Raw genomic sequence first — 24,165 nt, 5'->3', positions numbered from 1 at the left:
GGGGAGCCGTCGGGCGGGGGAGACGCATGCGGAGGGCGCCCGGGGGAGGGCGGACGGACCGGTGGGGAGGGAACGCCATGGCACGCGGACGCGCGGTGCGGCGGTTCCGTCGCGCCCGGCTCGGCGGGCCGCTCGGCGGGCGTGACGACCGGGGCGCGCTGTCGATCTTCGTCGCCATGTGCGCGGGCTACGTGGTGCTGGTCATCGCGCTGGTCATCGACGCCGGCGGCAAGCTGCGGCTGGCGGAGCAGGTGGACGGCTACGCCCAGGAGGCCGCCCGGGTGGGCGGTCAACAGCTCGACGAGGCGGCCCTGTTGCAGGGCCAGGGGTACAAGGTGAAGCGGACGTACGTCGAGGAGGCGGCCAACGGCTACCTCAAGCTGTACGGGCTGAGCACCTCCAAGGTGGATTTCCTGGACGGCGGCGCCACCGTCGAGATCACGGTGCAGGCCGAGTTCCGTCCCGTCATGCTGGGCGAGCTCGCGAAGCGGAAGGTCACGGGCAAGGGGAGAGCCACCCTCGTCCACGGAGTCAAGGAAGCGGAGACCGACTGATGGCCGCGCCACGCGTCAAGGACCAGACCCGTGCCGGGCGTCCGGCCCGGGGTGTGCCCGCCACCCCCGCGTCCGGCCGGCGGCCGGCGTCGCAGCCGTCCCATCGGGCGGGCGGCGGCGGACGGGGCGGCGGCGGACGGGGCCGGGGCGGCGCCGTGCTCGCCGCGCTCGCGGCCCTGATCACCCTGCTCGGCCTGCTCGTCGGCGTCCCCGCGCTGCTGCTGTACGGCACCGCGGCGGTGGCCGACATGGGCCCGGTCGCCCCCGACGGCCTCGGCTCGCTGCTGACCAGCCCCGACGACGGGCGGCTGTTCCTGTGGCTGCTGGTCGTGGTCGGCTGGGTCGGCTGGGCCTGCTTCGCGCTCTCCGTGCTGCTGGAGATCCCGGCGCAGCTGCGCGGCCGGGTGGCCCGGCGGATCCCGGCCTTCGGCTGGAGCCAGCGGGCCGCGGCCGGTCTGGTCGGCGCGGTGATCGCCCTGCTGCCGGTGGCCGGTGGGGCCTTCGCGGCCACCGCCGAGCACGTGCCGTCGGCCACCGCCGCGACGGCCCAGGTGACGGCCGGTGTGCAGCGCGCCGCGCTGACGGCCGCGCAGGACGCGCCGTCGATCGCGCCCGCCGCCGACGCGCAGGCGAGCTACACGGTGCGCGACAGCCGGCCCGCCGACAGCCTCTGGTCCATCGCCGAGCGCCAACTGGGCTCCGGGGAGCGGTGGACGGAGATCGCCAAGCTCAACGACGGCCGGACGATGGACGATTCGGGCACCCGGTTCGACGCGGACCGGCCGATCCACCCCGGGTGGAAGCTGCTGATGCCGGCCGACGCCAAGCCCGACGCGGCCTCGGCCCCGGCCCCCGCGCCCGCACCGGCCCAGGCCCCGGCCGGGACGCCGCAGACCGGTGCGTCCGGCGGTGGCGGCGGTGCCGGCGGTGGCGGCGGCGCGGCCCAGGGCGGCGGCACCGTCACCGTCAAGGAGGGCGACAGCCTCTCGGCCATCGCCGAGCGGGCGATGGGGGACGCCGAGGCCTGGCCGCAGCTGTTCGAGGCCAACAAGGGCGCCCAGGCGCCGGACGGCGAGCGGCTCACCGACCCGGACGTCGTGGCGCCGGGCATGGTGCTCACCCTGCCCGGTACGCCCGCCCAGGCCCCCGCGCCCGCGCCCGCCCCGGCGCCGGCCCCCGACCAGGCGCCCGCGCCGACCGCGGAGCAGGCCCCGCCGCCCGCCCCGACCCCGCCGCCGCCCGCGCCGGGCACCCAGGCGCCCGCCGCCGAGGCGCCCGCGCCCGCTGCCCAGGCCCCCGCGCCCGCGCAGACCCCGGCGCCCGGCCAGCCGTCCGCGCCCGCCGCGCAGACCGACGCCCAGGCGCCCGACGCCCAGGCGCCCGCCGCCCACGCCGAGCAGGCCCCCGACGACGACTACACCGTGGCCCTCGCCGCCTCGACCGTCGGCGTGCTGCTCGCCGCGATCATGGTCGGCACCGTCGCCCGCAAGCGCGGCGGTCAGCTGCGCGGCCGCCGTCCCCGGCACCGCATCGCCCTGCCCACCGCCCCCGCCGCCGCCTTCGAGGCGGAGCTGAAGGCCCGCCAGGACGACGCCGGCCTCGACCTGCTCGACCGCGCCCTGCGCAGCATGGCCCGCAACACCGTGCGCGGCGGCAAGCGGCTGCCCGCGATCGTCGCCGCCCGGATCACCCCCGGCCGCACGGTCGAACTCCACCTCTCCGGGGCCGCCGCCCCCATCGCGCCGTTCCGCGCCGCCCACGCGCCCAACATCTGGTGGTGCGCCGCCGACTCCGACGGCCTGCTCTCGCCCGGCCAGGCCCGCAAGACCGCCGCCCCCTACCCGGCGCTGGTCACCCTCGGCTCGGCCGCCGACGGCTCGGTGGTCCTCGCCGACCTGGAGACCGTCCGGCTGCTGCACCTCTCCGGCCACCCGGACGACGCCCGCGACGTGCTGCGCACCCTCGCGCTGGAACTCGCCCACAGCCCGCTCGCCGACCGCCTCCACCTGCACCTGGTCGACCTCGCCGAGGAGGTGCCGATCAGCGGCCCCGCCGCCGAGCGGATCCACCGTCACACCACCCTGGAGGCCGCGCTCGCCGCCCTGGGCCCGCGCACCGCCAAGGCCCGCGCGACGCTGGTGGCCGCCGAGGCCGCCAGCCCCCGGGACGCCCGCAGCCGCGGCCTGGCCGACGAGTCCTGGGTCCCCGAGATCGTGCTCTGCGCCCACCAGCCCGGCGGGGAGGTCCCGGCGGAGCTGGGCCGGCTGCTCGACGCCCGCCCCCGCACCTGCGTCGCCGTGATCACCCGGGCGCCCGAGCGCGGCACCGGCCCGGTCGCCCGCTGGACCCTCCCGGCCACCGGCCAGGCCGTCATCCCCGGCCTGAACGTCTCCCTGGAGCTGCAGCGCCTGACCACCGGCCAGTACGAGCAGGTCACCGAGCTGCTCCGGAGCGCCGACGACACCACCCAGCACCCCGCCCCCGCCTGGACCCTGGACGGCGAGGAGCTGGAGCCCGCCGACCTGCCGGTGCCCGTCCCGGTGCTCGCCGGCGTCGGCGCCGCCGCGGGCCCGGGCGCGGACGGCCCGGCGGGCGGCTTCTCGCTCGCCGCGCTGGACGCCGCCCTGGGCGGGCCGGACGACGGGGACGACCCGGACGAGGACGCCGACGGCGGTCCCGGGGCGGCCGCGCCGCGGCTGCTGGCCCGGGTGATCGGTACCGGCGCCAGCCCGTTCGCGGGCGCCGGACCGGCCGCGCTGCCCGCCCCGCGCCACCTGATCAACGGGCTCGGCCGCCAGGCCGGCGCCGCCGCGGTGCCGACCGGACCGGCGGCCGCCTTCCCGGTCACCTTCCCGGTCGCGCCGGTGCCGGTGGAGTCGGTCGTGGGGCCGGTCGTGGGGCCGGTCGTGGGGCCGGTCGTGGAACCGGTCGCGGAACCGGTCGTGGAGCCGGCGACGGAGGATCCGGACGGATCGGGCGGCTTCGACGGGGACGAGACCACGCAGAACCTCGGCCTGCCCGGGCCCGTCGCGCCTGTGGTTCCCGCTGCTCCTGGTGTTCCCGCTGCTCCTCCCGCTGAGCCCGCTGAGCCCGTCGCGCCCGTTCAGGCGGTGGCCCCGGTGGCCCCGGCGCCCGCGCTCGACGCCGCGCCCGTCCCGGTGGCGATCCCCGGGCCCGCCCCGGTCCCCGCGCCCGAGCGGGTCCCCGAGCCGGTGCCGACGCACGACCCGGCCCCGGCCCCCACGGGCGCCGACCCGCGCGTGCCCGCCCGCCCCGAGCCCGGCCCGGCCGCGTCCGCCCCGGTCGCCCGCACCACCTCCGGCCGCAGCGACAGCGACGACCTGCTCGCCATCCTCCGCTCCCCGGAGGCGCACGCCACCCGGGCCACCCCCCGGATCCGGCTGCTCGGCCCGGTCGACGTCGCGGGCACCGGCGGCAGCGCCGAACCCGGCGCGGTCGTCCGGCTCACCGAACTCGCCGCCTACCTGGCCCTGCGCCCCGGCGCCGACCACAACGCCCTCGACCACGACCTGCACCCCGGCGCGGCCCACCTCGACCCGCACCCCGCCGCGGTCGACGGCGGGAGCCCGCTGCCCGTCAAACTCGCCGACCTGGCCGCCTGGCTGGGCACCGCCCCGGACGGCCGGCCGTTCCTGGCCACCGACTCGGCCGAGGGCTACACCTTCGCGCCGGCCGTCACCTGCGACTGGGACGAGTTCCGCAGCCTCTACCGGCGCGGCATGCGCAGCACCAGCGCCACCGCCGACGCGGCCCTCGCCCACGCCCTCGCCCTGGTCCGCGGCGCCCCGTTCGCCGAGGCCCCGCCGGCCGCCTACGGCTGGGCCGAGAGCGAGCGGCAGGACATGATCGCCGCGATCGTCGACACCGCCCACGAACTCGCCGCCCGCCGCCTCCAGTACGGCGACCACCGCAGCGCCGAGGCCGCCGTCTTCCGCGGCCTCGCCGTCGCCCCGGACGTCGAACTGCTGCACCGCGACCTGTTCTACGCCTACGCCTCCGCCGGCGCCCGCGACCAGCTCCTGCGCGCCGTCAACCGCCTCGACGCCCTCAGCCGCCGCACCGGCCGCGACCTGGACGCCGACACCGTGGCCCTCCTCCGCGACCTCCTCGCCGGCTCCTGACCCCCGGAGTAGGAAGTCGGTGTAGCCGACTTCCTACTCCGCCGCCCGGCCGCTTCCCCTGTTTGATGGGCTGGCTGCAGGGTTGGCTGAGGGAGTGAAAAGTCGGCGTCATCGACTTCCCACTCCACCGTCATTGAGAGGCGATACCTTTCTGCCCCTTTTGCGCCCACCCTGCTGCCCGGCGTGCCGGGGTCTGCTGGGAGTGGGAAGTCGGCGGCGCCGACTTCCTGTTCCGCCGCCCGGGAGGCGATTCCTTTCTGCCCGCTTCTCGGCTGCCCTGGTGCCCCGCCTTGCTGGGTGCGCCGGGATTGGGAGGTCGGTGGGGTCGACTTCCTGTTCCGCTGGCGGGGTGCTTTCCCTGCTTGGTGTGCTGGCTGTCGGGTTGGCCCGCGGAGTGGAAAGTCGACGGCGCCGACTTTCCACTCCGCCCGCCGGGTCCTGTGCGCCCGCTGCGGGTTCGGGGGCCGCTCTGATGTCGTGACTGTTGGGGGTTGGCCCGGGGGTGGGAGGTCGGCGGGGTGGTGAGACCTTTCTACTTGCTCCGCGCCGGCTTCGGGGGTGGGAAGTCGGGGTGGGTCGACCTTTCGCTCCGGTGGCCGGGTGATGAAACCTTTCTGCAGGCGCCTGCCTTGACGGTTCGCCTGGTGTGCAGGGCTCGGGCCCGGGAAGTCGGCGTGGCCGACCTCCCACTCCGGGGGGACGGGTGGGTGGAACGCCGACCCGGCCTGGATCGGGTGTGGCGGGATCTCGTAGGGTGGCGCACACGGGTGTGGTGACCGGCACCACGCGGGGTACGAGGCAGCAGAACGCCGCTGGGCGGCGGGGCGGGGCGGTGACCTGGAGATGGCGGAGACGAAGGCGGTCCCCGGAGGTCCGGAGCCCGTACCGGACGCGGGTCCCCGGGACGCCGTACCGCCGCCGTCCGCGCGCAACGCCTACGAGGAGCACCCGCCCGGCCCGGCCGCCCTGTACGAACCCCCCGCCCCGCTGCCCGCGCCCGGCCCGGTGCCCGGACCGCCCGCGCCGTCGACCGGATGGACCGTCACCGGCATGCCCGCCATGGGTGGTGCCCCCGGCGGAACGGCCGCCCCGCCGCCGTACACGGCTCCCGGCACCACCCCCGTGCACGGCCTGCCCGGTCCCGGCGGCCTGGGCGGCGGGCCGCGAGGACGGATCCTGGTCGTCGAGGGCGGCTACGGCACCTCCGGCCGCCGCACCTGGGGGCGCGGCGGACCGGCCCAGGCGCCGGTGCTGTCCGCGATGCTCGCCGCCGTCTCCCCGCAGGTGCTGCTCGCCGCCGACGCCGTCGACGCCGTCCACCTGCCCGGCGCCAGCGACCCGCACACCGTCCTCGCCCACCTGCGCGCCGCCGCCCGCCACCCCGGACCGCTGCTCGTCCACCTCGGCGGCCACCTGCTCGCCGACAAGCGCGGCGGCCAGCTCCACCTCACCCTGCGGGACTCCAAGCCCGGCAGCATCCGTCAGGACGGCCTCGCCTGGCAGGCGGTCGCCGGTGAGCTGCGGCACCGCCCGGCGGAGTGGCAGACCCTGGTCATCGCCGACCTGAGCGCCGACCAGAACGCCTGGCCGCTGCTCCAGGGCACCGTCTCCTCGCTCGGCGACGGCCTGCCGCTGTGGGCGGTGGTCAGCCCCGACCCGGAGCAGATCGGCACGTTCACCCGCGCGCTGATCGAGGCCCTGCACGGCGGCCGTCCGGGCGCCGAGGCCGTCCTGGCGCCCGAACAGCTGCGCCAGCAGGTGTACTCGGTGCTGCGCCCGGACGTGGTCGTGTTCAGCACGCACGCGCCGGACCTCCCGTTCTTCCGCAACACCGCCCGGCGCGGCGAGGGACCGTTCGCCGACGCCGTCCCGTACGAGGGGCCGAGCCCGGCCGCCGTGCTGCCCCGCCCGGTCGCCGCCCACGAGGAGACGGCGTGGACGGACGAGCGGCCGTGGGGCGAAGCGCCGCGCGACGCGGTGCCGCGTCCGGCCGTCGTCCTGGACAAGCCGGCCGCCGTCGTCGCCGCCCCGGTGCCCGATCGACCGCTGCCCGATCGACCGCTGCCCGATCGACCGCTGCCCGATCGACCGCTGCCCGAGGGGCCGGTGAACCTGCTCAAGCCCGGCGTGCCGCCCACACCGCCGCTCCCGCCGCAGCCGGTCGACCTCGTGAAGCCGGGGGCTTGGCAGCCACCGGCCCCCGATCCGGAGCCCGAGGCGGAGGCGGAGGCTGAGCCGGTGCCGGTCGACGAGCCCGCTCCCGCGTCCGCCGACGAGCGCGCCGACGAGCCCGAGGTCGAGGCTGAGCCCGAGCCCGAGCCGGTGGCGGTGGCCGTGGTGGTGGCGACCGAGGAGTCCGGCCCCGAGGCCGAGCCCGCTCCCGAGGCGGACCTCTCCCAGCCCCGCGCCGACTACCGCGAGGTGATCGGCCGGATCGTCCACAGCGCTGACGCCGGCGACCACGCGACCGCCACCGACCTGGCCTTCGCCCTCGAACTGGAGGCGATGGCCGAGCACGGTCCGGACTCCGCCCCGGTGCTGCAGGTCCGTCAGGTCCGCGCGCACGTCTCCCGCCTCGCGGGGCGGCCCGCCGAGGCAGCCGACATCTACCGCGAGGTCGCCCTCTCCATGCTCCGCAGCCACGGGGTCGAGCACCCGGAGACCCAGCACGCGGCGACCAACGCCGAGGCCTGCTGGCGGGCGATCCCGGACCGCACGGAGGCGCTCCGGATCGCCCCGGAGATCATCGAACTGCGTGCCCACCTCCCGGGCCCCGACGGCCGCAAGCTCCGTGCCGCCGAACGCCACCTCGCGACCCTCGCCGCCACCCATCCCGGCTCCGCCTGATCCGGGATGGGCGCCCTGTCGGCGATCACGAACGCCTTGGCCCGGTGGCAGGAGAATCGCCGCCACGCCGAACGCTCCCTGCGGACCGGCGGGCCCTGGCCGCCGACGGACGTGGCGGAGTTCGTCGCGGAGGTCGAGGCGTCGGGCCTGTTCGAGGAGGTGGAGGTGGTGCCGGTCGCTCCGCCGCGATCCTTCGACCTCCGTCTGGGGGCCTCGGAGGACCACTTCTTCATCGTCATGCTGGTGGACGGCGGTGACTCCTGCCGGATCATGTTCGACTCCTACGTCTTCGACTGGGTGCCGACGTGCCTCGCGCTCGACTTCCTTCGGGCCGTCATCGCCGGTGAGGTCGAGGTGACCCAGTCGGGCCGCCGCCTGTTGGTGGGCGTCCCGCTGGCCGGGGAGGGGACCTGGCGGGATTCCCGGGTTTTCCGGGGCGGGCTCGAACCCTGGGAGGCCCGGGCGATGGCCCGGGACCGGGCACCGGAAGACTGAGCGACCGGGAAACCCGGGCGACCGCACCCCGGCGGCTGCCTATGCTCACCGCCGTGGACGATGCGCTGTCGAAGATCCTGACGAAGCCGCTGACCAGCCGGAACGCTCGGAAAATGGAGAGGCTGGCGGGCCGTGGCCTCAAACACGGCGAGGCGGCCTTCGTGGCGGAACCTCGGCATCGGGCTGGCGCGGCACCATCGCTCGGCGGCGGAGTTCGACAGGCTCTTCGACCGGCTGGTGCGGCTGCTCGCGGTGACGCCCGGCGCCGGGCACGTCGGGCAGCTGCTGCGGATGCTCGCCGCGGCCGGGCCGGACGATCCGGAGCGTGACCGCTACCTGGCGTCGGTGCTGGCCGCGTGCCGGCGGCCGGCCGATCTGGCCGTGGTGTTCGACGACGGGGACACGGCCGCGGTGGTCTCGGAGGAGCTGCGGGCCTGCCTGCTGCACGAACTCGTGCTCAGGGGCGTCCCGGTGGAGGAGATACCGGGCATCGCCGGGTGGGTGACCTCGCCGCACTGGAACGGTCACCCCCTGGGCGGCCTGCCGCTGACGCCGATGGTGGCGGAGTCCGAGCCCGATCTCCCGTACTACTCGGTTGACGGCAGCAGTTGCGGGCTGCCGTACGGGGGTCCGGAGGACCGCCACCCGGCGCCCCGGCAGGCCGACAGGGTGCCGGCGGCGGTGGAGACGACAACCGCCGCGATCGCCGAGGCCCTGGCGGCACCGGTGGCCAACTGGGTGGACGAGGGTGAGCAGTCGGAGGCCCGCGTCGAGGCGCGGACCTTCGCGTTCGCGGAGCCCTTGGAGCCGGGAGCGGTGCCGTACGCCCTCGTCGGGCTGAGTCCGGATTGCCTGGCCGACCTGGGGGAACTGCCACCGCCGGGAAGGGCGACCGCGTTCGGTGTGGTCGCCGTCGAGCCCGCCGAGGTCTGGCGGGTACTGTTCGCCGCGGCGTCCACCGGCGGCCCGTACGAGTCAGGCTGTTACGGCGCGTACGGCCAGCTTCACGCCTGGCGCGCGTTGGCCGCGCTCGCCGGGGCACGGGCGGACGCGTCGCCGGGCGAGGTCGAGGAGCACGTCCGCCGCTGTGCCTGGTACCGGTTCGGTGCGGACACCCCGTGGTTCCACCGGGTGGTGTGGGACCTGGGGGTGCTGGCCGTCGGCCCGGACCGCCGCAGGCTGGCCTTTCTCGCCGCGACGGCGACCGACTGACGGAGTGGGAAGTCGGCCGGTCCGACTTCCCACTCCGGCATGTCCGCCAACGGTCGTCGACGGTCGCGGAGCACGGTGGTGCACGCCCGGCGCGTGGAGGTGAGCGCGAGGTGCGACGCGAATCCACGCCCCGGTGTGTGCCGTTGGCGGCCGGCTCCGCGAGTGTGACCCAGTGCGGGTGGAAGCGCCTCCGGTGCAGGGGAGTTGAGCATCGGGACGGCCGCCTGTGGTCCGGCGGGGCGACTCTCGGAGGTGGAGGGCGGCCCCGGGGGTGCCGAGGGGGACTGCGGATCCTGGGGGAACGGGCTTTCTCCCGGACTACGCTGACGATGCATTCGGTGGGCACGGTGCGTGCTTGCATGTGTGCGGACAGTGCGGCGTGGTGGAGATCAGGGGAGGCCGAGATGGCTGAGGTTCGGGGCGGCGGCGAGAGCGGCGATGCGCGGCCGCAGTTGGACGAGGACCTGTCGGAGGTGTCGGACTTCCTCCGGGCGGTCGGGCGGCAGATCAAGATCCTGCGTGAGCTGGCAGGGATGACGCAGAAGGAGTTCGCCAAGGAGGTCGGCTACACCGAGAGCCTGATCGGCGCGGTGGAGCAGGGGAAGCGGACGCCGCAGCGGGAGTTGCTGGAGGCGTCGGAGCGGGTGTTGGACGCGAGAGGGCTGCTGATCGCCATGGCGGGCGACATCGAGCGGGCGAAGGCCAAGGCGCGAGTGCGGCACCCCGAGTGGTTCCGGAACTATGCCGGCCTGGAGGCCGAAGCCCTCGAACTTCACGACTGGAGCGCCTATCTGGCGCCGGGGCTCCTCCAGACGGAGGACTACGCCCGGGCCGTGTTCCGGATGCGGCAGCCGTTGTTGACGGAGGAGACGGTCGAGACTCGGGTGGCAGCTCGGATGGCGCGACAGGAGATCCTCACGCGCTGGCCCCGGGCTGTCTTCAGCTGGGTGATCGACGAGAGCGTTCTGTTTCGACGGCTTGGTGGTCCAGAGGTGCACAGGGCACAGCTCGAAAGGTTCTTGGAGATCGGCAACACCCGTGGCATGACGCTTCAGATCATGCCGGTGGACCGGGCCGAGAATGCCGGTATGGACGGTTCTTTCAAGCTGTTCACGCCCAAGGGGCGTCCGCAGACCGGCTACTTGGAGGTTCAGATGAACGGTAGGCTCATCACGGACGCTGAGGAAGTCCGCCTCCTGAATGCGCGATACGGCACCCTCAGGGCGCAGGCACATTCCACGCAGGAGTCCCTGTCCTTGATCGAGAAGATGCTGGGAGAGCGATGAGCGGCGATCTGGTGTGGTTCAAGAGCAGCTACAGCGGTGGCGAGGGCGGAGACTGCGTCGAGGTCGCCGAGACGGCGGGGTCGGTGCTGGTGCGTGATTCCAAGGACAAGTCCGGTCCTCGGCTCGGCTTCTCCCCGGCTGCTTGGAAGTCCTTCGTCGAGTTCGCGCAGGCGATCTGACGAACAGCGCCGAAAGCGGCCGTCCCCCGGTGGGGACGGCCGCTTCCTGTTCTACCGTCCGGCGAGGGCGTGGACGAAGCGGGCGGCGTCGATGGTGCCGAGGCCGCTGGCGAGGTCGTAGCCCTTGGTGGCCTGGTAGCCGGTGACGCTGTCCCAGGAGTTGTCGCCGGTGGTCACGTCGACCAGGCCGCTGCGCTGCGCGGGGAGCAGATCGAGGCCGTAGAGGCGCCAGTTGAGCTGGCCGAGGCGGCGGCCGGCGAGCTGGTCGGCGAGGGCGACCACGCCGGAGAAGATCGGTGCCGCCTCGCTGGTGCCGCCGGTGAGGTGCCAGCCGGTCCGGGTGGGGTCGTAGGACTCGTACGTCCACGCGCCGCCGTCGACGGCCGCGCTCATGCTGATGTCCGGGGTGCCGCGGTGGTCGCCGGTGACCTTGGCGACGCCCGCCTGGTACAGCGGTCGCCCGAACACACCGGAGACCCCGCCGCCGCCCGCGCCGTAGGCGTCGTGCCAGACCTTGTCGGGCGCGGTGCGCCTGCCGGCGTCGTCGAGGGTGAGCTGGGTGCCGCCGATCGAGGTGACCAGCGGGTCGGAGGAGGGCCACGAGTTGACCCGGTAGGGGTAGAGGTCGGTGCCGTTCTCCTTGGCGTCGGTGGCGCCGTTGTCGCCGGAGGAGGCGAGCACGGTGACGTCGTGGGCGGCGGCCTCCTTGAAGGCGTAGCGCAGGTCGGTCAGCGAGCGGAAGTCGCCCTTGTCGAAGCCGGGGAAGGTGTTCTCGGTGGCGCCGAAGCTCTGTGAGATGACGTCGGCCCGGCCGGAGCGGATGAGGGCCTGCTCGGCGTCCATCATCTCGGGCAGGCCGGTGGTGCCCTCGGTCTCGGCGACCCCGGTCTCGACCAGGATGATGTGGGCGTCCGGGGCGACGGCGTGCGCGTACTCGACGTCGAGGGTGGCCTCGCCGGCCCAGCCGGTGTGGTCGGGGTTGGTGGGGTCGAACGGCGGGACGTTGCCCCACTTGACCACCTCGACCTGGGTGTCCGGCAGGCCCCACTGCTTGTCGAAGACCTCCAGGTCGTGCTGGATGGTGGGCGAGCCGAAGGAGTCGACGATGACGATGGTGCGGCCCTTGCCGGTGACGCCCTCCCGGTAGAGGGCGTTCAGGTTGTAGGCCTCGCGGTACTGGAGCGGGGAGTAGCAGTGGATGCCGAGTTCGCTGACGCACTGCGAGGTGGTCAGCGGCGCCGTGCGGCCGGCGGCGTTCACATGGCCGGCCGAGGCGGGGCGGACGTGGACGCCCGCGGCGCGGTGGGTGACCGGTGCGCTCGCGTCGGCGGACGTGGTGGTGCCGGCGGAGACGGTGCCGGCCGCCAGGGCGGTGGCCCCGACGGCGAGCAGGGCCAGGGCGCGGCGGAGGGAGTGGGAGCTGCCCATGGGACTCCTCGGGACGCTGGGCCCGACCGGGATCGGTCGGGGTGGTCCGGCCATCCCATCGAGAGCCGCATGATCATGCCATAGTCATTTCATGCTGTCGGCATGGTCGCCTTCGGCCACCGGAAAAGGTCAAGGCCGTCCCAGGCGAAGGTAACCCAACACCGGGGACGGCTTGCTGACTGACCGTCAGAAGTGTTCGCCGTGTCAGTGCCCGGGTCAGCGGGCTCCGCCGTTGACGTACAGGGTCTGGCCGCTGACGTACGAGGCGTCCTCGCTCGCCAGGAAGACGACCACCGAGGCGATCTCCTCCGGCTGCCCCACCCGCCGCAGCGGTGTGCGGGCGGCCACCTCGGACTGGTGGTCCTCGGCCGTGGCGCCGACCCGGGCGGCGGTCGCGGCGGTCATCGGGGTGGCGATGTAGCCGGGGGCCACCGCGTTCACGTTGATGTTGAACGGGCCCAGCTCGATGGCGAGGGTCGCGGTCAGGCCCTGGATGCCGGCCTTGGCGGCGGCGTAGTTCGCCTGGCCGCGGTTGCCGAGCGCCGAGCGCGAGCTGAGCGAGACGATCTTGCCCCACTTCTGCGCCACCATGTACTTCTGCGCCACGTGGCTGCAGTTGTAGGCGCTGGTCAGGTTGACCGTCAGCACCGCGTCCCAGTCGGCCTTGGGCATCTTGAAGAACAGGTTGTCCCGGGTGATCCCGGCGTTGTTGACCAGGATGTGGAGGCCGCCGAGGTCCTCGGCGATCCGGGCGAACACCTCCTCCACGGCGTCGTAGTCGGCCACGTCGCAGCCGTACGCCCGGGCCGTGCCGCCCTTGGCGACGATCTCCTCGGCCGTCCCGGCGGCCCGCTCGGCCGAGAGGTCGACGACGGCCACCGTCGCGCCCTCCTCGGCCAGCCGGCGCGCGGTGGCCGCGCCGATGCCCTGCGCCCCGCCGGTGACGACGGCGACCTTGCCTGCGAAACGAGTCATGCTGCGTGCTCCTCGGGGGATGGAGGTCCGGCTGACAGCTGGCAGAATCTGTTATCTGTTATCTGTTATCTGAAATCTGTTCGCTGTCATCTGTCAGCTGAAATCTGTCAGTCGTCAGTTGTCAGTCGTCGAAAGCCGGCCGCCCGCCGTCAGGCGGACTCCACCAGCACCGCCGTGCCCTGCCCGACGCCCACGCACATGGTGGCCAGGCCCCGGCGCCCGCCGGTGCGGCGCATCCGGTGCAGCAGGGTGGTGAGGATCCGGGCGCCGGAGCCGCCGAGCGGGTGGCCGAGCGCGATCGCGCCGCCGGTCGGGTTGACCAGCTCCGGGTCGATCCCCAACTGGTCGACGGAGGCCAGCACCTGGGCCGCGAAGGCCTCGTTCAGCTCGGCCTCCTCGACCTCGTCCAGCGCCCAGCCGGCCCGGGCGAGCGCCTTGCGGGTGGCCGGCACCGGCCCGATGCCCATCACGTCCGGGTGCACGCCCGCCGAGGCGCCGGCCACGTACCGGCCGAGCGGCTCCAGGCCGAACTCGTGCAACGCCTCCTCGCTGACCAGGACGAGCCCGGCCGCGCCGTCGTTCATCGGCGAGGCGTTGCCCGCCGTCACCGTGCCGCCGGGGCGGAAGGCGGGCTTGAGGCGGGCCAGCTTCTCCGGGCTGGTGTCCTCGCGGATCGACTCGTCCTCGGTGACGCTCACCCCGTCGGCCCGCTCGACCGCGATCAGCTCGGCGTCGAAGCGGCCGTCCTTGCGGGCGGCGGCGGCCCGCTGGTGGCTGCGCAGCGCGAAGGCGTCCTGGCGCTCCCGGGTGATGCCGTACCGGCCGGCCACCTCCTCGGCGGTCTCGCCCATCGAGAGCACGCCGTGCAGCTCGGCCATCCGCGGGTTGGTGAGCCGCCAGCCGAGCCGGGTGTCGTGGGTCTCGATCCGGTGCGGCAGCGCCTCGTCGGGCCGGGGCAGGACAAAGGGGGCGCGGGTCATCGACTCGCAGCCGCCGGCGAGCACGACGTCCGCCTCGCCCGAGCCGATCGCCCGGGCGGCCATGGTGACCGCCTCCAGGCCGGAGGCGCAGAGCCGGTTGACGGTGGCGCCGGGGACGCTGTCGGGCAGGCCGGCGAGCAGGACGGCCATCCGGGCGGCGTTGCGGTTGTCCTCGCCGGCCTGGTTCGCGGCGCCCCAGTAGACGTCGTCGATCCGGGCCGGGTCGAGGGCGGGCAGGTCGGCGAGCAGGGCGCGCAGCACGGTGGCCGAGAGGTCGTCCGGGCGGACCGTGGCGAGCGCTCCGCGCAGCCGGCCGATGGGTGTGCGGCGGGCGGCGGCGAAGTAGACAGGACGCACGACGTCGGGCTCCTTGTCGAGAAGGGGGACGGTGGGTCAGAAGCCGGTGGGTCAGAAGGCGTTGACGCCGGTGAGCGCGCGCCCGATGAGCAGCTGGTGGATCTGGCTGGTGCCCTCGTAGAGGGTCATCACCCGGGCGTCGCGCAGGTACTTGCCGACGGGGTACTCGTCGATGAAGCCGTAGCCGCCGAACACCTGGAGGGCGTTGTTGGCGGCCCGCACCGCGGCCTCGGAGGCGAACAGCTTGGCCACCGAGGACTCGGTGGCGAAGGGCAGGCCGCGTTCGATGTGGTCGGCGACCTTCCAGGTGAGCAGCCGGGCGGCCTCGACGTCCACCGCGATCCCGGCGAGCAGTTGCTGCACCAGCTGGCGCGAGGCGATCGGCGCGCCGAACTGCTCGCGCTCGCCCGCGTACCGGACGGCGGCGTCCAGGCAGGCCCGGGCGATGCCGACGCAGCCGGCGGCGACCGACATCCGGCCCTTGGCGAGCGCCGCCATGGCGACGGTGAAGCCCTTGCCGAGCTCGCCGAGCCGGGCGTCGTCGGGGATGCGGACGGCGTCGAGGGCGAGCTCGGCGGTCGCCTGGCCGCGCAGGCCGAGCTTGCCGTGGATCTCGGTGCGGGTGAAGCCGGGCAGGTCGGTGGGGACCAGGAAGGCGGTGATGCCGCGGTGGCCGGGTCCGCCGGTGCGGGCGAAGACGAGGGCGACGTCGGCCCAGGTGCCGTTGGTGATGAAGGTCTTGCCGCCGCTGAGCAGCCAGTCGTCGCCGTCGCGCACGGCCCGGGTGGTGAGGTTGGCGGCGTCGGAGCCGGTGCCGGGTTCGGTGAGGGCGAAGCAGCCGAGCGCCTCGCCGGAGGTGAGCCGGGGCAGCCAGTGCCGCTTCTGCTCCTCGGTGCCGAAGGCGTTGACGGACTTGGCGACCAGGCCGAGGGAGACCGAGACGATGCCGCGCACGGCGGAGTCGCCCCGGCCCAGTTCCTCCAGGACCAGGCAGTAGGCGAGGTGGTCGCCGCCGCTGCCGCCGTACTCCTCGGGGATGGTCAGGCCGAGGAAGCCGACCTCGCCCAGCCTGCCGACGATCGCGCGGTCGACCGACTCGGCGCGGTCCCAGGCGGCGGCGTGCGGCACGATTTCCCGGTCGGTGAAGGAGGCCGCGAGTGCGCGGACGGCGGCCTGTTCCTCGGAGAGTTCCAGGTCCATCGGGGCGCCCCCAGTTAAACTAGCGCTGCAAGTTTTATGAGGGGACTGTAGTCCCGACCGGCCGCGCTGGGAAGGGGCACCTGCCAGAATCGGTCCACCCCCACCCGACCGGAGGAACCGAGCCGATGCCCCGCCCGCGCACCCCCCTGCTCAGCCGCGAGCGCATCGTCGCCGCCGCCCTGCGGCTGGTCGACGAGGAGGGGCTGGCCGCGCTCTCCACCCGCCGCCTCGCCGGCGAGCTCTCGGTGAGCGGGCCCTCGCTCTACAACCACTTCGCGACCAAGGACGAGCTGCTGGACGCGGTGGTGGACGGCGTGATGGGCGAGGTCGACCTGTCGATGTTCGCCCCCGGCGCGCCCTGGCCGCAGGCGCTGCGCGACTGGGCCCGCTCCTACCGCGCCGCGCTCGCCGCCCACCCCCACATCGTCCCGGTGCTCGCCCAGGGCCCCGGGCGTCGGCCGAACGCGCTGCGGCTGGCCGACGCCGTCTTCGGCCACCTGGTCGAGGCCGGCTGGCCGCGCGGGCAGGCGACCAGGATCGGCGCGCTGATGCGCTACTTCGTCACCGGCTCGGCGCTGGCCTCCTTCGCGGCCGGCTTCCCGGAGGACGCCGGGGTGTACGACGCGGCCGACTACCCGCACCTCGGCGAGGCGCACCGGCTGGCCGAGCACCGGGCGGCCGTCGACGAGGGCGCCTTCGAGACGGGGCTGGAGGCGCTGCTCGACGGGCTGGAGCTGCGCTTCGAACGGCTGCGGCGGCCGACGGAGCAGGATCACCAGGGCTCGCGGGCCACGAACGCCGGGCGCAGCGCGGGGTCCACCGGGTCGTAGTACCGGTGGTAGACGGGGGTCAGCCCGCCGGAGACCGGTGGCACGATCCAGCTCCAGTCGGCGGGCGTCGGCCGCCCGGCCCGCTTCTCCCGCGCGACGTGCCGCAGGAACCGCTCGGACTCGCCGTGGTGGTCGGCCATGGTCACCCCGGCCCGCTGGAAGGAGTGCAGCACCGCGACGTTCAGCTCCACCAGCGCGCGGTCCCGCCAGAGCGTGCGGTCGCTGGAGGTGTCCAGGCCGAGCCGTCCGGCGACGGTGGCCAGCATGTCGTAGCGGTCGGCGTCGGCCAGGTTGCGGGCGCCGATCTCGGTGCCCATGTACCAGCCGTTGAACGGTGCGGCGGGGTAGCGCACGCCGCCGATCTCCAGCGTCAGGTCGCTGATCGCCGGGACCGCGTACCAGCGCAGGCCCAGCTCGGCGAACCACGGGTGCTCGGGGTGGGAGAGCCGGACCTCCAGCGTGGTGTCCTCGGGCAGCTCGTACCACGCGGGCCGCTCGCCGGGCCGTTCCTGGACGAGCAGCGGCAGCACCTCGAACCGCTCCTCGCCGCCCTTCCAGCCGAGGTCCCGGGCCCGGGCGGTGAGCCGGCCGCCGGCCGGGTCGCCGGTCCACCGGCCGTCCGGGCCGAGGTGGCCGGCGTAGCGGACGAGCTGCTGGTTGAGGATCCGGGCGGCCGGACGGCCGGGCCGGTCGGGGGCGAACACCGAGACCACCGGGCGGATCCGGCCGCCGTTGGTGGCGGCGCGCAGGTGGGCGAAGCACTCGGTGGCGATGTCGTCGGCGGCGGACAGGTGGCGCAGGTCGCGCACCACCAGGCTGCGCCAGTAGAGCCGGCCGATGCAGCGGGCGGCGTTGCGCCAGGCGAGCCTGGCGCCGTGGGCGAGCTCGTCGGGGGTGTGCTCGTAGGTGCCGGTGCGGTCGATCTCGTCGAGGACGGCGCGTATCCGTGCCTCCGGGTCGCCGGCGGCGGGCTGCTCGGTGTGGAACTGCCGGATGAAGTCGGCGGCCTGCCGGGGGTCGGTGAACGGCCGGTCGGGTTCCGCCGGCGGAGCGGGCGCTCCGGGGGGCTCCTCCGGTACCAGGTGGCCGTGGACGTGGGCGTGCGAGTAGGGGCAGGCGCCGCCGGGCGCGGTGGCGGCGGATCGGCGCGTGCTGCGGGTGCGAAGCCGGTCGAAGATCAAGGACATCCCTCCTGCCGGACAGGGATACCGGAGGTGTCCGGGGCGCCGCAGGGAGTGAACGATTCGGCCCCCGCCCCCGGCGTCTTCGCGCTAGGGTGCGGGGGCCGACGGGCACGCCCGGCCTATCCCATGTCCTCCAGGCGCACGCCCTTGGTCTCCTTGAGGAAGCGCGCCACGAAGACGATGGACAGCGCCGCGAACACCGCGTACGCGAGGTAGGTGGCGGCGAGGTTCCAGCGCGAGAGGGCCGGGAACGACACGGTGATCGCCCAGTTGGCGAGCCACTGCGCGGAGGCGGCCAGCGAGAGCGCGGCGGCGCGGATCCGGTTGGGGAACATCTCGCCGAGCATCACCCAGACCACCACGCCCCAGGAGAGCGCGAAGAACAGCACGAAGGCGTTGGCGGCGATCAGCGCCACGGTGCCCTGGAGGTCGGGCAGCACGACGTCGTCGCCGCTGCCGGTGGCGGAGGAGAACGCCCAGGCGCAGGCGCCGAGGGCGACGGCCATGCCGGCCGAGCCGATCAGGGCGAGCGGCTTGCGGCCGATCCGGTCGACCAGCAGGATCGCGATCACGGTGCCGAGGATGTTGATGACCGAGCCGACGAAGCTGATCAGCAGCGAGTTCGACTGGTCGATGCCCACCGACTGCCAGAGGATCGACGAGTAGTAGAAGATCACATTGATGCCGACCAGCTGCTGGAAGACCGACAGGCCGATGCCGGCCCAGACGATCGGCAGCAGCCCGAAGCGCCCGCCGAGCAGGTCGCGCAGGCGCGGGCGGTGGTCGGAGTCGATCAGGCCGCGGATCTCCTCGATCCGGGCGTCGGCGTCGGTGTGCGCGCCCTCGACGTCGGCGAGGACGGCGCGGGCCTCGTCCAGGCGGCCGGCCGCGACGAGGAAGCGCGGCGACTCGGGGATGGTCGAGGCGAGCACGAAGTAGACGGCGGCCGGCACCACGCAGATGCCGAGCATCCACTGCCAGGCCTCCAGGCCGAGCAGGTGGCCGCGGGTCTCGCCGCCGGCGGCGTTCGCCAGCAGCCAGTTGACCAGCTGCGAGATCGCGATGCCGAGCACGATGGCGGCCTGCTGGAAGGAGGCCAGCCGGCCGCGGTACTGGGCCGGTGCCACCTCGGCGATGTAGGTCGGGGCGATCACCGAGGCGATGCCGATGGCCGCTCCGCCGAGCACCCGCCACAGGGCGAGGTCCCAGGCGGCGAAGGGCAGCATCGAGCCGACCGCGCTCACGGCGAAGAGCAGCGCGCCGGCCTTCATCACGGTGGTCCGGCCGTAGCGGTCGGCGAACCGGCCGGCCAGCGCCGCGCCGACGGCCGAGCCCAGCAGCGCGGAGGAGACGATCAGACCGGTCACGCCGTCGCCGACACCGAACTTGTCCTGGATGCCGGAGACCGCGCCGTTGATGACGGAGCTGTCGTAGCCGAACAGGAAACCGCCGAGGGCCGCGGCGGCGGTGATGAAGACGACGAAGCCGAGCCGGCCGGACGGGGCCGGCCCGGCTTCCGCCTCCGAAGGCCCCGGGGCCTTCGCGGACTGCGGGGTGACGCTCACGATCTTGACTCCTGGTACTCAACGCTGAGTGCGGTAGCCGAGAGATCGTAACCCGTCAACGTTCAAGTCTTGTACATCAGATGACGATCAAGCCCCTTTCGCTATTAGTAAAGTGAACGATCAAATAGCCGGCCGGGCCAGCGACAGCCCGAACCGTCCCGGCTCGTCCGTCCACCAGGCGGCGAGCTCCAGCCCGGCCGCCGACAGCTCCTCGGCGACCCGCTCCCGGCGGAACTTCGCCGACACCTCGGTGCGCACCTCCTCGCCCTCGGTGAAGTGCACCGGCAGGTCCAGCGCCGGGATCTTCACGGTCTGCGAGACCAGCGACCGCAGCCGCATCTCGATCCACTCCTGCTCGGCGTCCCAGCGCGCCACGTGCGCGAAGGACTCCGGCTCGAAGTCGGCGCCCAGCTCCCGGTTCAGCACGGCGAGCACATTGCGGTTGAACTCCGCGGTCACCCCGGCCGCGTCGTCGTAGGCGGCGACCAGCACCGCCGGGTCCTTCACCAGGTCGGTGCCGAGCAGCAGGAAGTCGCCGGGGTCGAGCGCGGCGCGCAGCCCGCGCAGGAAGACGGCCCGCTCGGGCGGCAGCAGGTTGCCGAGGGTGCCGCCGAGGAAGGCGACCAGCCGGGGACCGCCGGCCGGCGGCAGGCCGAGCCGGGCGGTGAAGTCGGCCAGCACGCCGTGCACCGCGAGGTCCGGGTACTCGGTGGCCAGCGCCTCGCCGGCGGCGGTCAGCGCGCTCTCGCTGACGTCCACCGGCACGTACGCCTCCAGCGTGCCGAGGTCGCGCAGCGCGTCCAGCAGCAGCCGGGTCTTCTCGGAGGAGCCGGAGCCCAGCTCCACCAGGGTGCGGGCCCGGGTGGCGGCGGCGATCTCGCCGGCCCGGGCGGTGAGGATGGCCCGCTCGGCCCGGGTCGGGTAGTACTCGGGCAGCCGGGTGATCTCCTCGAACAGCTCGCTGCCGCGCGCGTCGTAGAACCACTTGGGCGGCAGCGTCTTGGGCTCGGCGGTGAGGCCGGTCCGGACGTCGTGCCGCAGGGCCGTGCTGAAGTGGTCGGCGGGCAGCAGCCGGGTGAGATCGAAGGTGCTCATGACAGGTTGATCCTCTGTTCAGGAAGTGAAGGCGTGAAGACGTGAAGACGTGACGTCGGGCGAACCGGGCGCCGGCTCCGGGCCGCCGCGCTCAGAGCGGCTTGACGGTCACCCCGTCCGGCCCGGCCAGCAGCAGCGACCGGTCCGGCACGGTCGTCCAGTCGGGGTGGTCGTCGGAGGGCTCGGAGGCGACCAGCACGCCGAGCCCGGGCACCGTCCGGTGGTGCAGGGTGTCGCCCCAGGCGGTGGCGGCGATCTCCCGGCCGTCGGTGAGCAGCAGGTTGATCCGCCCGGTGGTGTGCGCGACGGTCCGGGCGACGGTGTCGGCCAGCGCGTCGCCGAGCCCGGCGCCCGCGCGCAGCCGGTGCAGCGCGAGTGCCCACAGCAGCGCCGAGTCGGTGCGGGCCACCAGGCCGAGCAGTTCCTGCGGCGGCAGCAGCGCGGCGAGCGCGCCGGTCCGCTCCGGCCAGCCGGCCAGCGCCCCGTTGTGGCTGAACAGCCAGCGCCCGGCGGCGAACGGCGCCGCCGCCTCCTCGCCCGCCGCGCAGCCCTCGGTGGCCGAGCGGACCGCCGCCAGCAGCGCCCGGGTGCGCAGCACCCGGGCGAGGTCGGCGAACGACTCGTCCGCCCAGACCGGCCCGGCCCGGCGGTAGCGGGCCGGCACCTCGTCGCCGTCTGCGTACCAGCCCAGGCCGAAGCCGTCCGCGTTGACCGTGCCGTACTGCTGCAGGCGCGGCGCCCAGGACTGCCGGTAGAGCCCGGACGGCGGCTCCACCAGCAGGGTCCGGGGCGCCACCGGCTCGCCCAGGTAGGCGAGGTGGCGGCACATCAGCCGGCCCCCGCGCCGGACCGGTCGCGGCCGGAGCCGCCCGCGCCACCCGCACCGGGCCGCCCGCCGTCGCCGGCGTCGACATCGGCGGCGGTGCGGAACCCGGCGAAGATCTGCCGGCGCACCGGGTAGTCCCAGTTGCGGAAGGTGCCCCGGCAGGCGACCGGCGCCACCGCGAAGCAGCCGCCGCGCAGCACCTTGTACTCCGGCCCGAAGAAGACCTCCGAGTACTCCCGGTACGGCCAGGCCCGGAAGCCCGGGTAGGGCCGCAGGTCGCTGGCCGTCCACTCCCACACGTCGCCCATCAACTGCCGCACCCCGTACGGCGACCGGCCGTCGGGGTAGCTGCCGGCCGGGGCCGGGCGCAGGTGCCGCTGCCCCAGGTTGGCGTGCTCGGGGCCGGGGGCGCCGTCGCCCCACGGGTAGCGCCGGGAGCGGCCGGTGGCCGGGTCGTGCCGGGCGGCCTTCTCCCACTCGGCCTCGGTCGGCAGCCGGCGCCCGGCCCAGCGGGCGTAGGCGTCCGCCTCGTACCAGCTGACGTGCAGCACCGGCTCGTCGAGCGGTACGGGCTCCAGCACGCCGAAGCGGCGGCGCAGCCACTGGCCGTCCTCGTGCTGCCAGAACAGCGGTGCGCTCAGCCGGGCGCTCTGCCGGTGCGCCCACCCCTCGGGCGTCCACCAGTGCGGTTCGTCGTAGCCGCCGTCGGCGAGGAACCGCAGATAGGCGGCGTTGGTGACCGGGGTGGTGTCCAGCCGGTAGGCGGGCAGGTCGACGCGGTGGGCGGGGCGTTCGTTGTCCAGGGCCCACGGCTCGGTGTCGGTGCCCATGGTGAACGGGCCGGCCGGGATCAGCACCTCGGCGGGCAGTGCGGCGGCGTCCGCCGGGGCGGGCGGCGGCGGGGGAGCGGCCAGCGCGGGCTCGCCCCTGCGCAGCTGGTGGGTGATCAGCATGGTCTCGTCGTGCTGCTGCTCGTGCTGGGCGATCATGCCGAAGGCGAAGCCGGCATCCAGCAGCGGGGCGCCCTCCAGCGGGCTGGCGGCGAGCAGGTCGAGCACCCGGCCGCGGACCTCGCCCGCGTACGCCCGGGCCTCGGCGGGCGGCAGCAGCGGGAGGGCCGGCCGTTCGGCGCGCGGGTGCTGGAAGGCGTCGTAGAGCGGGTCGATCTCCGGGTGCATCGGGTCCCGGCCGCCGACGTTGCGCAGCAGCCAGAGCTCCTCCTGGTTGCCGATGTGCGCGAGGTCCCAGACCAGCGGGGACATCAGCGGGGAGTGCTGGGCGGTGAGGTCGTGGTCCTCGACGCAGTCGGTGAGCGCGGCGGTGCGGGCGCGGGCGGCCAGCAGCTCGACGGCGATGGCCTCGCGCAGCACCTCGGGCGACACGCTGTCCGGTGACACGCTGTCCGGCGACACGGTCTCCGGCGGGGGCGCGCCCCCGGCGTCGTGGGCGGTCCCGGCCTCGCGGGCGTCGTCGATCATGGTGCGGCCTCCTCCGGGGGAGTGCGTCGGGTGCCGGAGCGCAGGGCGTCCAGCTGGTCGTCGGCCGGGCAGCGGCCGCGCGCGGGGTAGCGCTCGGCGAAGGCGGCGACGGTGGCGCGCAGCCGTTCGGCACCGGGCAGCCGGCCCAGCGCGGCGTCGGCGGCGGCGAAGCAGGCGAGGGCGGCCCGGCGCAGCGCGGGGTCGGCGGTGGCCAGCACGGCGGCCCGGCACCACAGGTCGCTGCGCGGCGGGCGCGGGTCGTCCGCGCCGTGCGGCGGCTGCAGCGGTTCCAGGGCGGCGAGCGCGGCGTCCGCGGCGAGCGGGTCGTCCAGCAGCGCGGTGACCAGGGCGGTCGGCACGATCCAGCCGTCGCCGGGCTGGGCGTCGATCATCCGCAGCTCCAGGTGGCCGCGGGGGCGCACCGGGGGGAAGAGCGTGGTGCGGTGGTAGTCGAGGTCGTCCAGGGTGGGCGGGTGCTCGCCGGCGCCGCGCAGCCAGTCGCGGAAGGTCATTCCGGCGGGCGCGGTCCACGGGCGGTCGTCCTGGCGGCGTACGCAGAGCACCTCGGCGTCCAGCACGTACCCGGCCCAGGACTCGCGCGGGTCGCCGTGGTCGGGCGCCGGGGCGAGGGTGCGGGTGGGGTCCATCCGGGACCAGACGGTCTGCCGGGTGGACCGGTGCCCGGTGGGGCGGCCGTCCAGCAGCGGCGAGTTGGCGAAGGCGGCGACCAGGACCGGACCGAGCCGGTGGGCGAGCAGCCAGCGGCGCCGGTAGGCGTGCGGGCCGTCCTCCGTCCCGGAGTCCAGGCAGACCTGGAGGGAGGCGGTGCCCGTCATCATGATCCGGCCCCAGGGGCCCGCCGCGTCGAAGTGGCGCTCCATCGCGAGGTAGCGCGGATGGTCCAGCACCATCGTGCGGGGGCGGTCGAGCGGGTCGGTGCCGGTGCCGGTGAGGCGAAGGCCCTGGGCGGCGAAGGCGGCCCGCAGGGCTCCGAGATCGCGCCGGGCGTCGGCGACGCAGGTGGTGAGGCTGTCGGCGGGCGGGGAGCTGAGCTCGACCTGACCGCCCGGTTCGAGGGTGAGGCGGGATCCGGAGGGGAGCGAGGTCCCGTCGGGGCCGCCTAAGGGCAGTGCTTCCAGTGCTGCGTGCAGCCGTTCCGGGGGGACCGGCCGGTCGGGACATCGGTCGTCGTGGACGAACCACTCGGCCTCGACGCCGACCAGCCGGGGCGGGCCGATCTTGAAGCAGACGCCCGACATGTGGCTGCGGGCGGCCGACTCGGTGAGCGGGGTCACCGCGTCGGCGCGCGGTGCGGTGCTCTGCCGGTCGGTGGGGTTGGGCGGTCGAAGGGGTATCACCGGACTCACCATCCTTCTGGACACGGGTGCGGCCCGGTCTACCCTGCCCAGTCTGCCCCGGACCATGCGGGGTCGCCGCGCAAACATCGGGCGAAGGCGCATCGCCGCAGGCCGGGGCGATGCGAAAGGGTGAACAGTGGGTGAACCCGGGTGGGTCGGGGTGCGCGAAGGCCT

Annotated in this window: 18 protein-coding genes; 8 read left to right on the top strand and 10 right to left on the bottom strand. The window is 74.8% G+C overall.

Annotated features, from left to right (window positions below; genetic code table 11):
- Positions 1-77 precede the first annotated feature (77 nt).
- The 7 genes from ACFVUH_RS00670 to ACFVUH_RS00640 all read left to right on the top strand — a co-directional run bounded on the left by ACFVUH_RS00670 (position 78) and on the right by ACFVUH_RS00640 (position 10,715).
- Positions 78-554 carry a hypothetical protein gene (locus ACFVUH_RS00670; protein ID WP_387910211.1) on the top strand — a complete coding sequence of 159 codons (477 nt, stop codon included), beginning with the start codon at positions 78-80 and terminating at the stop codon, positions 552-554.
- Positions 554-4,696 (top strand): LysM peptidoglycan-binding domain-containing protein, encoded by a 4,143-nt coding sequence (locus ACFVUH_RS00665; RefSeq protein ID WP_387910209.1) that lies wholly within the window; start codon positions 554-556, stop codon positions 4,694-4,696. Before ACFVUH_RS00670 ends, ACFVUH_RS00665 begins: the two co-directional genes overlap by 1 nt.
- Positions 4,697-5,539: 843 nt before the next feature.
- A complete protein-coding gene (locus ACFVUH_RS00660; protein WP_387910208.1) occupies positions 5,540-7,543 on the top strand; it encodes a hypothetical protein in 2,004 nt (667 codons plus the stop codon).
- 36 nt (positions 7,544-7,579) lie between these two features.
- Positions 7,580-8,038, top strand: a complete 459-nt coding sequence (locus ACFVUH_RS00655) for a hypothetical protein (protein ID WP_387910206.1) — start codon at positions 7,580-7,582, stop codon at positions 8,036-8,038.
- Positions 8,039-8,170: 132 nt separating this feature from the next.
- Positions 8,171-9,250 carry a DUF6183 family protein gene (locus tag ACFVUH_RS00650; protein WP_387910204.1) on the top strand — a complete coding sequence of 360 codons (1,080 nt, stop codon included), beginning with the start codon at positions 8,171-8,173 and terminating at the stop codon, positions 9,248-9,250.
- 404 nt (positions 9,251-9,654) lie between these two features.
- Positions 9,655-10,536 carry a Scr1 family TA system antitoxin-like transcriptional regulator gene (locus tag ACFVUH_RS00645; RefSeq protein ID WP_387910202.1) on the top strand — a complete coding sequence of 294 codons (882 nt, stop codon included), beginning with the start codon at positions 9,655-9,657 and terminating at the stop codon, positions 10,534-10,536.
- Complete coding sequence (locus ACFVUH_RS00640; RefSeq protein ID WP_355374709.1) at positions 10,533-10,715, top strand: DUF397 domain-containing protein; 183 nt, start codon at positions 10,533-10,535, stop codon at positions 10,713-10,715. The genes ACFVUH_RS00645 and ACFVUH_RS00640 overlap by 4 nt, the downstream gene beginning before the upstream one ends.
- Before the next feature lie 51 nt (positions 10,716-10,766).
- Here ACFVUH_RS00640 and ACFVUH_RS00635 read toward each other — a convergent pair whose 3' ends face one another.
- The 4 genes from ACFVUH_RS00635 to ACFVUH_RS00620 all read right to left on the bottom strand — a co-directional run bounded on the left by ACFVUH_RS00635 (position 10,767) and on the right by ACFVUH_RS00620 (position 15,655).
- Positions 10,767-12,143 carry a S8 family serine peptidase gene (locus ACFVUH_RS00635; RefSeq protein WP_387910200.1) on the bottom strand — a complete coding sequence of 459 codons (1,377 nt, stop codon included), beginning with the start codon at positions 12,141-12,143 and terminating at the stop codon, positions 10,767-10,769.
- Between the two features lie 216 nt (positions 12,144-12,359).
- Positions 12,360-13,118 (bottom strand): 3-oxoacyl-ACP reductase FabG, encoded by a 759-nt coding sequence (fabG, locus tag ACFVUH_RS00630; RefSeq protein ID WP_355374715.1) that lies wholly within the window; start codon positions 13,116-13,118, stop codon positions 12,360-12,362.
- Between the two features lie 149 nt (positions 13,119-13,267).
- The gene (locus ACFVUH_RS00625; RefSeq protein ID WP_387910198.1) at positions 13,268-14,455 is read right to left on the bottom strand and encodes a thiolase family protein; all 1,188 of its coding nucleotides are present in this window, start codon (positions 14,453-14,455) and stop codon (positions 13,268-13,270) included.
- A gap of 51 nt (positions 14,456-14,506) precedes the next feature.
- Positions 14,507-15,655: an acyl-CoA dehydrogenase family protein gene (locus tag ACFVUH_RS00620; RefSeq protein WP_387910197.1), complete on the bottom strand. Its 1,149-nt coding sequence runs from the start codon at positions 15,653-15,655 to the stop codon at positions 14,507-14,509.
- A gap of 125 nt (positions 15,656-15,780) precedes the next feature.
- Between ACFVUH_RS00620 and ACFVUH_RS00615 the strand changes: the two genes are divergently transcribed.
- Positions 15,781-16,485 (top strand): TetR/AcrR family transcriptional regulator, encoded by a 705-nt coding sequence (locus ACFVUH_RS00615; RefSeq protein WP_387910195.1) that lies wholly within the window; start codon positions 15,781-15,783, stop codon positions 16,483-16,485.
- Here ACFVUH_RS00615 and ACFVUH_RS00610 read toward each other — a convergent pair.
- The 6 genes from ACFVUH_RS00610 to egtA all read right to left on the bottom strand — a co-directional run bounded on the left by ACFVUH_RS00610 (position 16,428) and on the right by egtA (position 23,991).
- Positions 16,428-17,672 (bottom strand): nitric oxide synthase oxygenase, encoded by a 1,245-nt coding sequence (locus ACFVUH_RS00610; protein ID WP_387910194.1) that lies wholly within the window; start codon positions 17,670-17,672, stop codon positions 16,428-16,430. The two genes, ACFVUH_RS00615 and ACFVUH_RS00610, sit on opposite strands and share 58 nt — an antisense overlap.
- A gap of 116 nt (positions 17,673-17,788) precedes the next feature.
- Positions 17,789-19,237, bottom strand: coding sequence for a sugar porter family MFS transporter (locus ACFVUH_RS00605; protein WP_387910744.1), 1,449 nt, complete (start codon positions 19,235-19,237; stop codon positions 17,789-17,791).
- A gap of 117 nt (positions 19,238-19,354) precedes the next feature.
- Positions 19,355-20,329: an L-histidine N(alpha)-methyltransferase gene (gene egtD, locus ACFVUH_RS00600; RefSeq protein WP_387910192.1), complete on the bottom strand. Its 975-nt coding sequence runs from the start codon at positions 20,327-20,329 to the stop codon at positions 19,355-19,357.
- A 91-nt stretch (positions 20,330-20,420) separates the two neighbouring features.
- On the bottom strand, positions 20,421-21,158 hold the full coding sequence (egtC, locus tag ACFVUH_RS00595; RefSeq protein ID WP_387910190.1) for an ergothioneine biosynthesis protein EgtC: 738 nt from the start codon (positions 21,156-21,158) through the stop codon (positions 20,421-20,423).
- Positions 21,158-22,633 (bottom strand): ergothioneine biosynthesis protein EgtB, encoded by a 1,476-nt coding sequence (gene egtB, locus ACFVUH_RS00590; protein WP_387910188.1) that lies wholly within the window; start codon positions 22,631-22,633, stop codon positions 21,158-21,160. The genes egtC and egtB overlap by 1 nt, the downstream gene beginning before the upstream one ends.
- Positions 22,630-23,991 carry an ergothioneine biosynthesis glutamate--cysteine ligase EgtA gene (gene egtA / locus ACFVUH_RS00585; protein WP_387910186.1) on the bottom strand — a complete coding sequence of 454 codons (1,362 nt, stop codon included), beginning with the start codon at positions 23,989-23,991 and terminating at the stop codon, positions 22,630-22,632. Before egtA ends, egtB begins: the two co-directional genes overlap by 4 nt.
- Positions 23,992-24,165 lie beyond the last annotated feature (174 nt).

This window comes from Kitasatospora sp. NPDC058032 (genome assembly GCF_042885845.1).
Taxonomy (GTDB): domain Bacteria; phylum Actinomycetota; class Actinomycetes; order Streptomycetales; family Streptomycetaceae; genus Kitasatospora.
This window is presented reverse-complemented; position numbering and strand designations above follow the sequence as displayed.

Coding starts and splice junctions, on each gene's coding strand:
- ACFVUH_RS00610 (WP_387910194.1), bottom strand. CDS start 17,672: ATGTCCTTGATCTTCGACCGGCTTCGCACCCGCAGCACGCGCCGATCC.
- ACFVUH_RS00665 (WP_387910209.1), top strand. CDS start 554: ATGGCCGCGCCACGCGTCAAGGACCAGACCCGTGCCGGGCGTCCGGCC.
- ACFVUH_RS00635 (WP_387910200.1), bottom strand. CDS start 12,143: ATGGGCAGCTCCCACTCCCTCCGCCGCGCCCTGGCCCTGCTCGCCGTC.
- ACFVUH_RS00620 (WP_387910197.1), bottom strand. CDS start 15,655: ATGGACCTGGAACTCTCCGAGGAACAGGCCGCCGTCCGCGCACTCGCG.
- ACFVUH_RS00660 (WP_387910208.1), top strand. CDS start 5,540: ATGGCGGAGACGAAGGCGGTCCCCGGAGGTCCGGAGCCCGTACCGGAC.
- ACFVUH_RS00670 (WP_387910211.1), top strand. CDS start 78: ATGGCACGCGGACGCGCGGTGCGGCGGTTCCGTCGCGCCCGGCTCGGC.
- ACFVUH_RS00640 (WP_355374709.1), top strand. CDS start 10,533: ATGAGCGGCGATCTGGTGTGGTTCAAGAGCAGCTACAGCGGTGGCGAG.
- egtD (WP_387910192.1), bottom strand. CDS start 20,329: ATGAGCACCTTCGATCTCACCCGGCTGCTGCCCGCCGACCACTTCAGC.
- ACFVUH_RS00615 (WP_387910195.1), top strand. CDS start 15,781: ATGCCCCGCCCGCGCACCCCCCTGCTCAGCCGCGAGCGCATCGTCGCC.
- egtB (WP_387910188.1), bottom strand. CDS start 22,633: ATGATCGACGACGCCCGCGAGGCCGGGACCGCCCACGACGCCGGGGGC.
- fabG (WP_355374715.1), bottom strand. CDS start 13,118: ATGACTCGTTTCGCAGGCAAGGTCGCCGTCGTCACCGGCGGGGCGCAG.
- ACFVUH_RS00645 (WP_387910202.1), top strand. CDS start 9,655: ATGGCTGAGGTTCGGGGCGGCGGCGAGAGCGGCGATGCGCGGCCGCAG.
- egtC (WP_387910190.1), bottom strand. CDS start 21,158: ATGTGCCGCCACCTCGCCTACCTGGGCGAGCCGGTGGCGCCCCGGACC.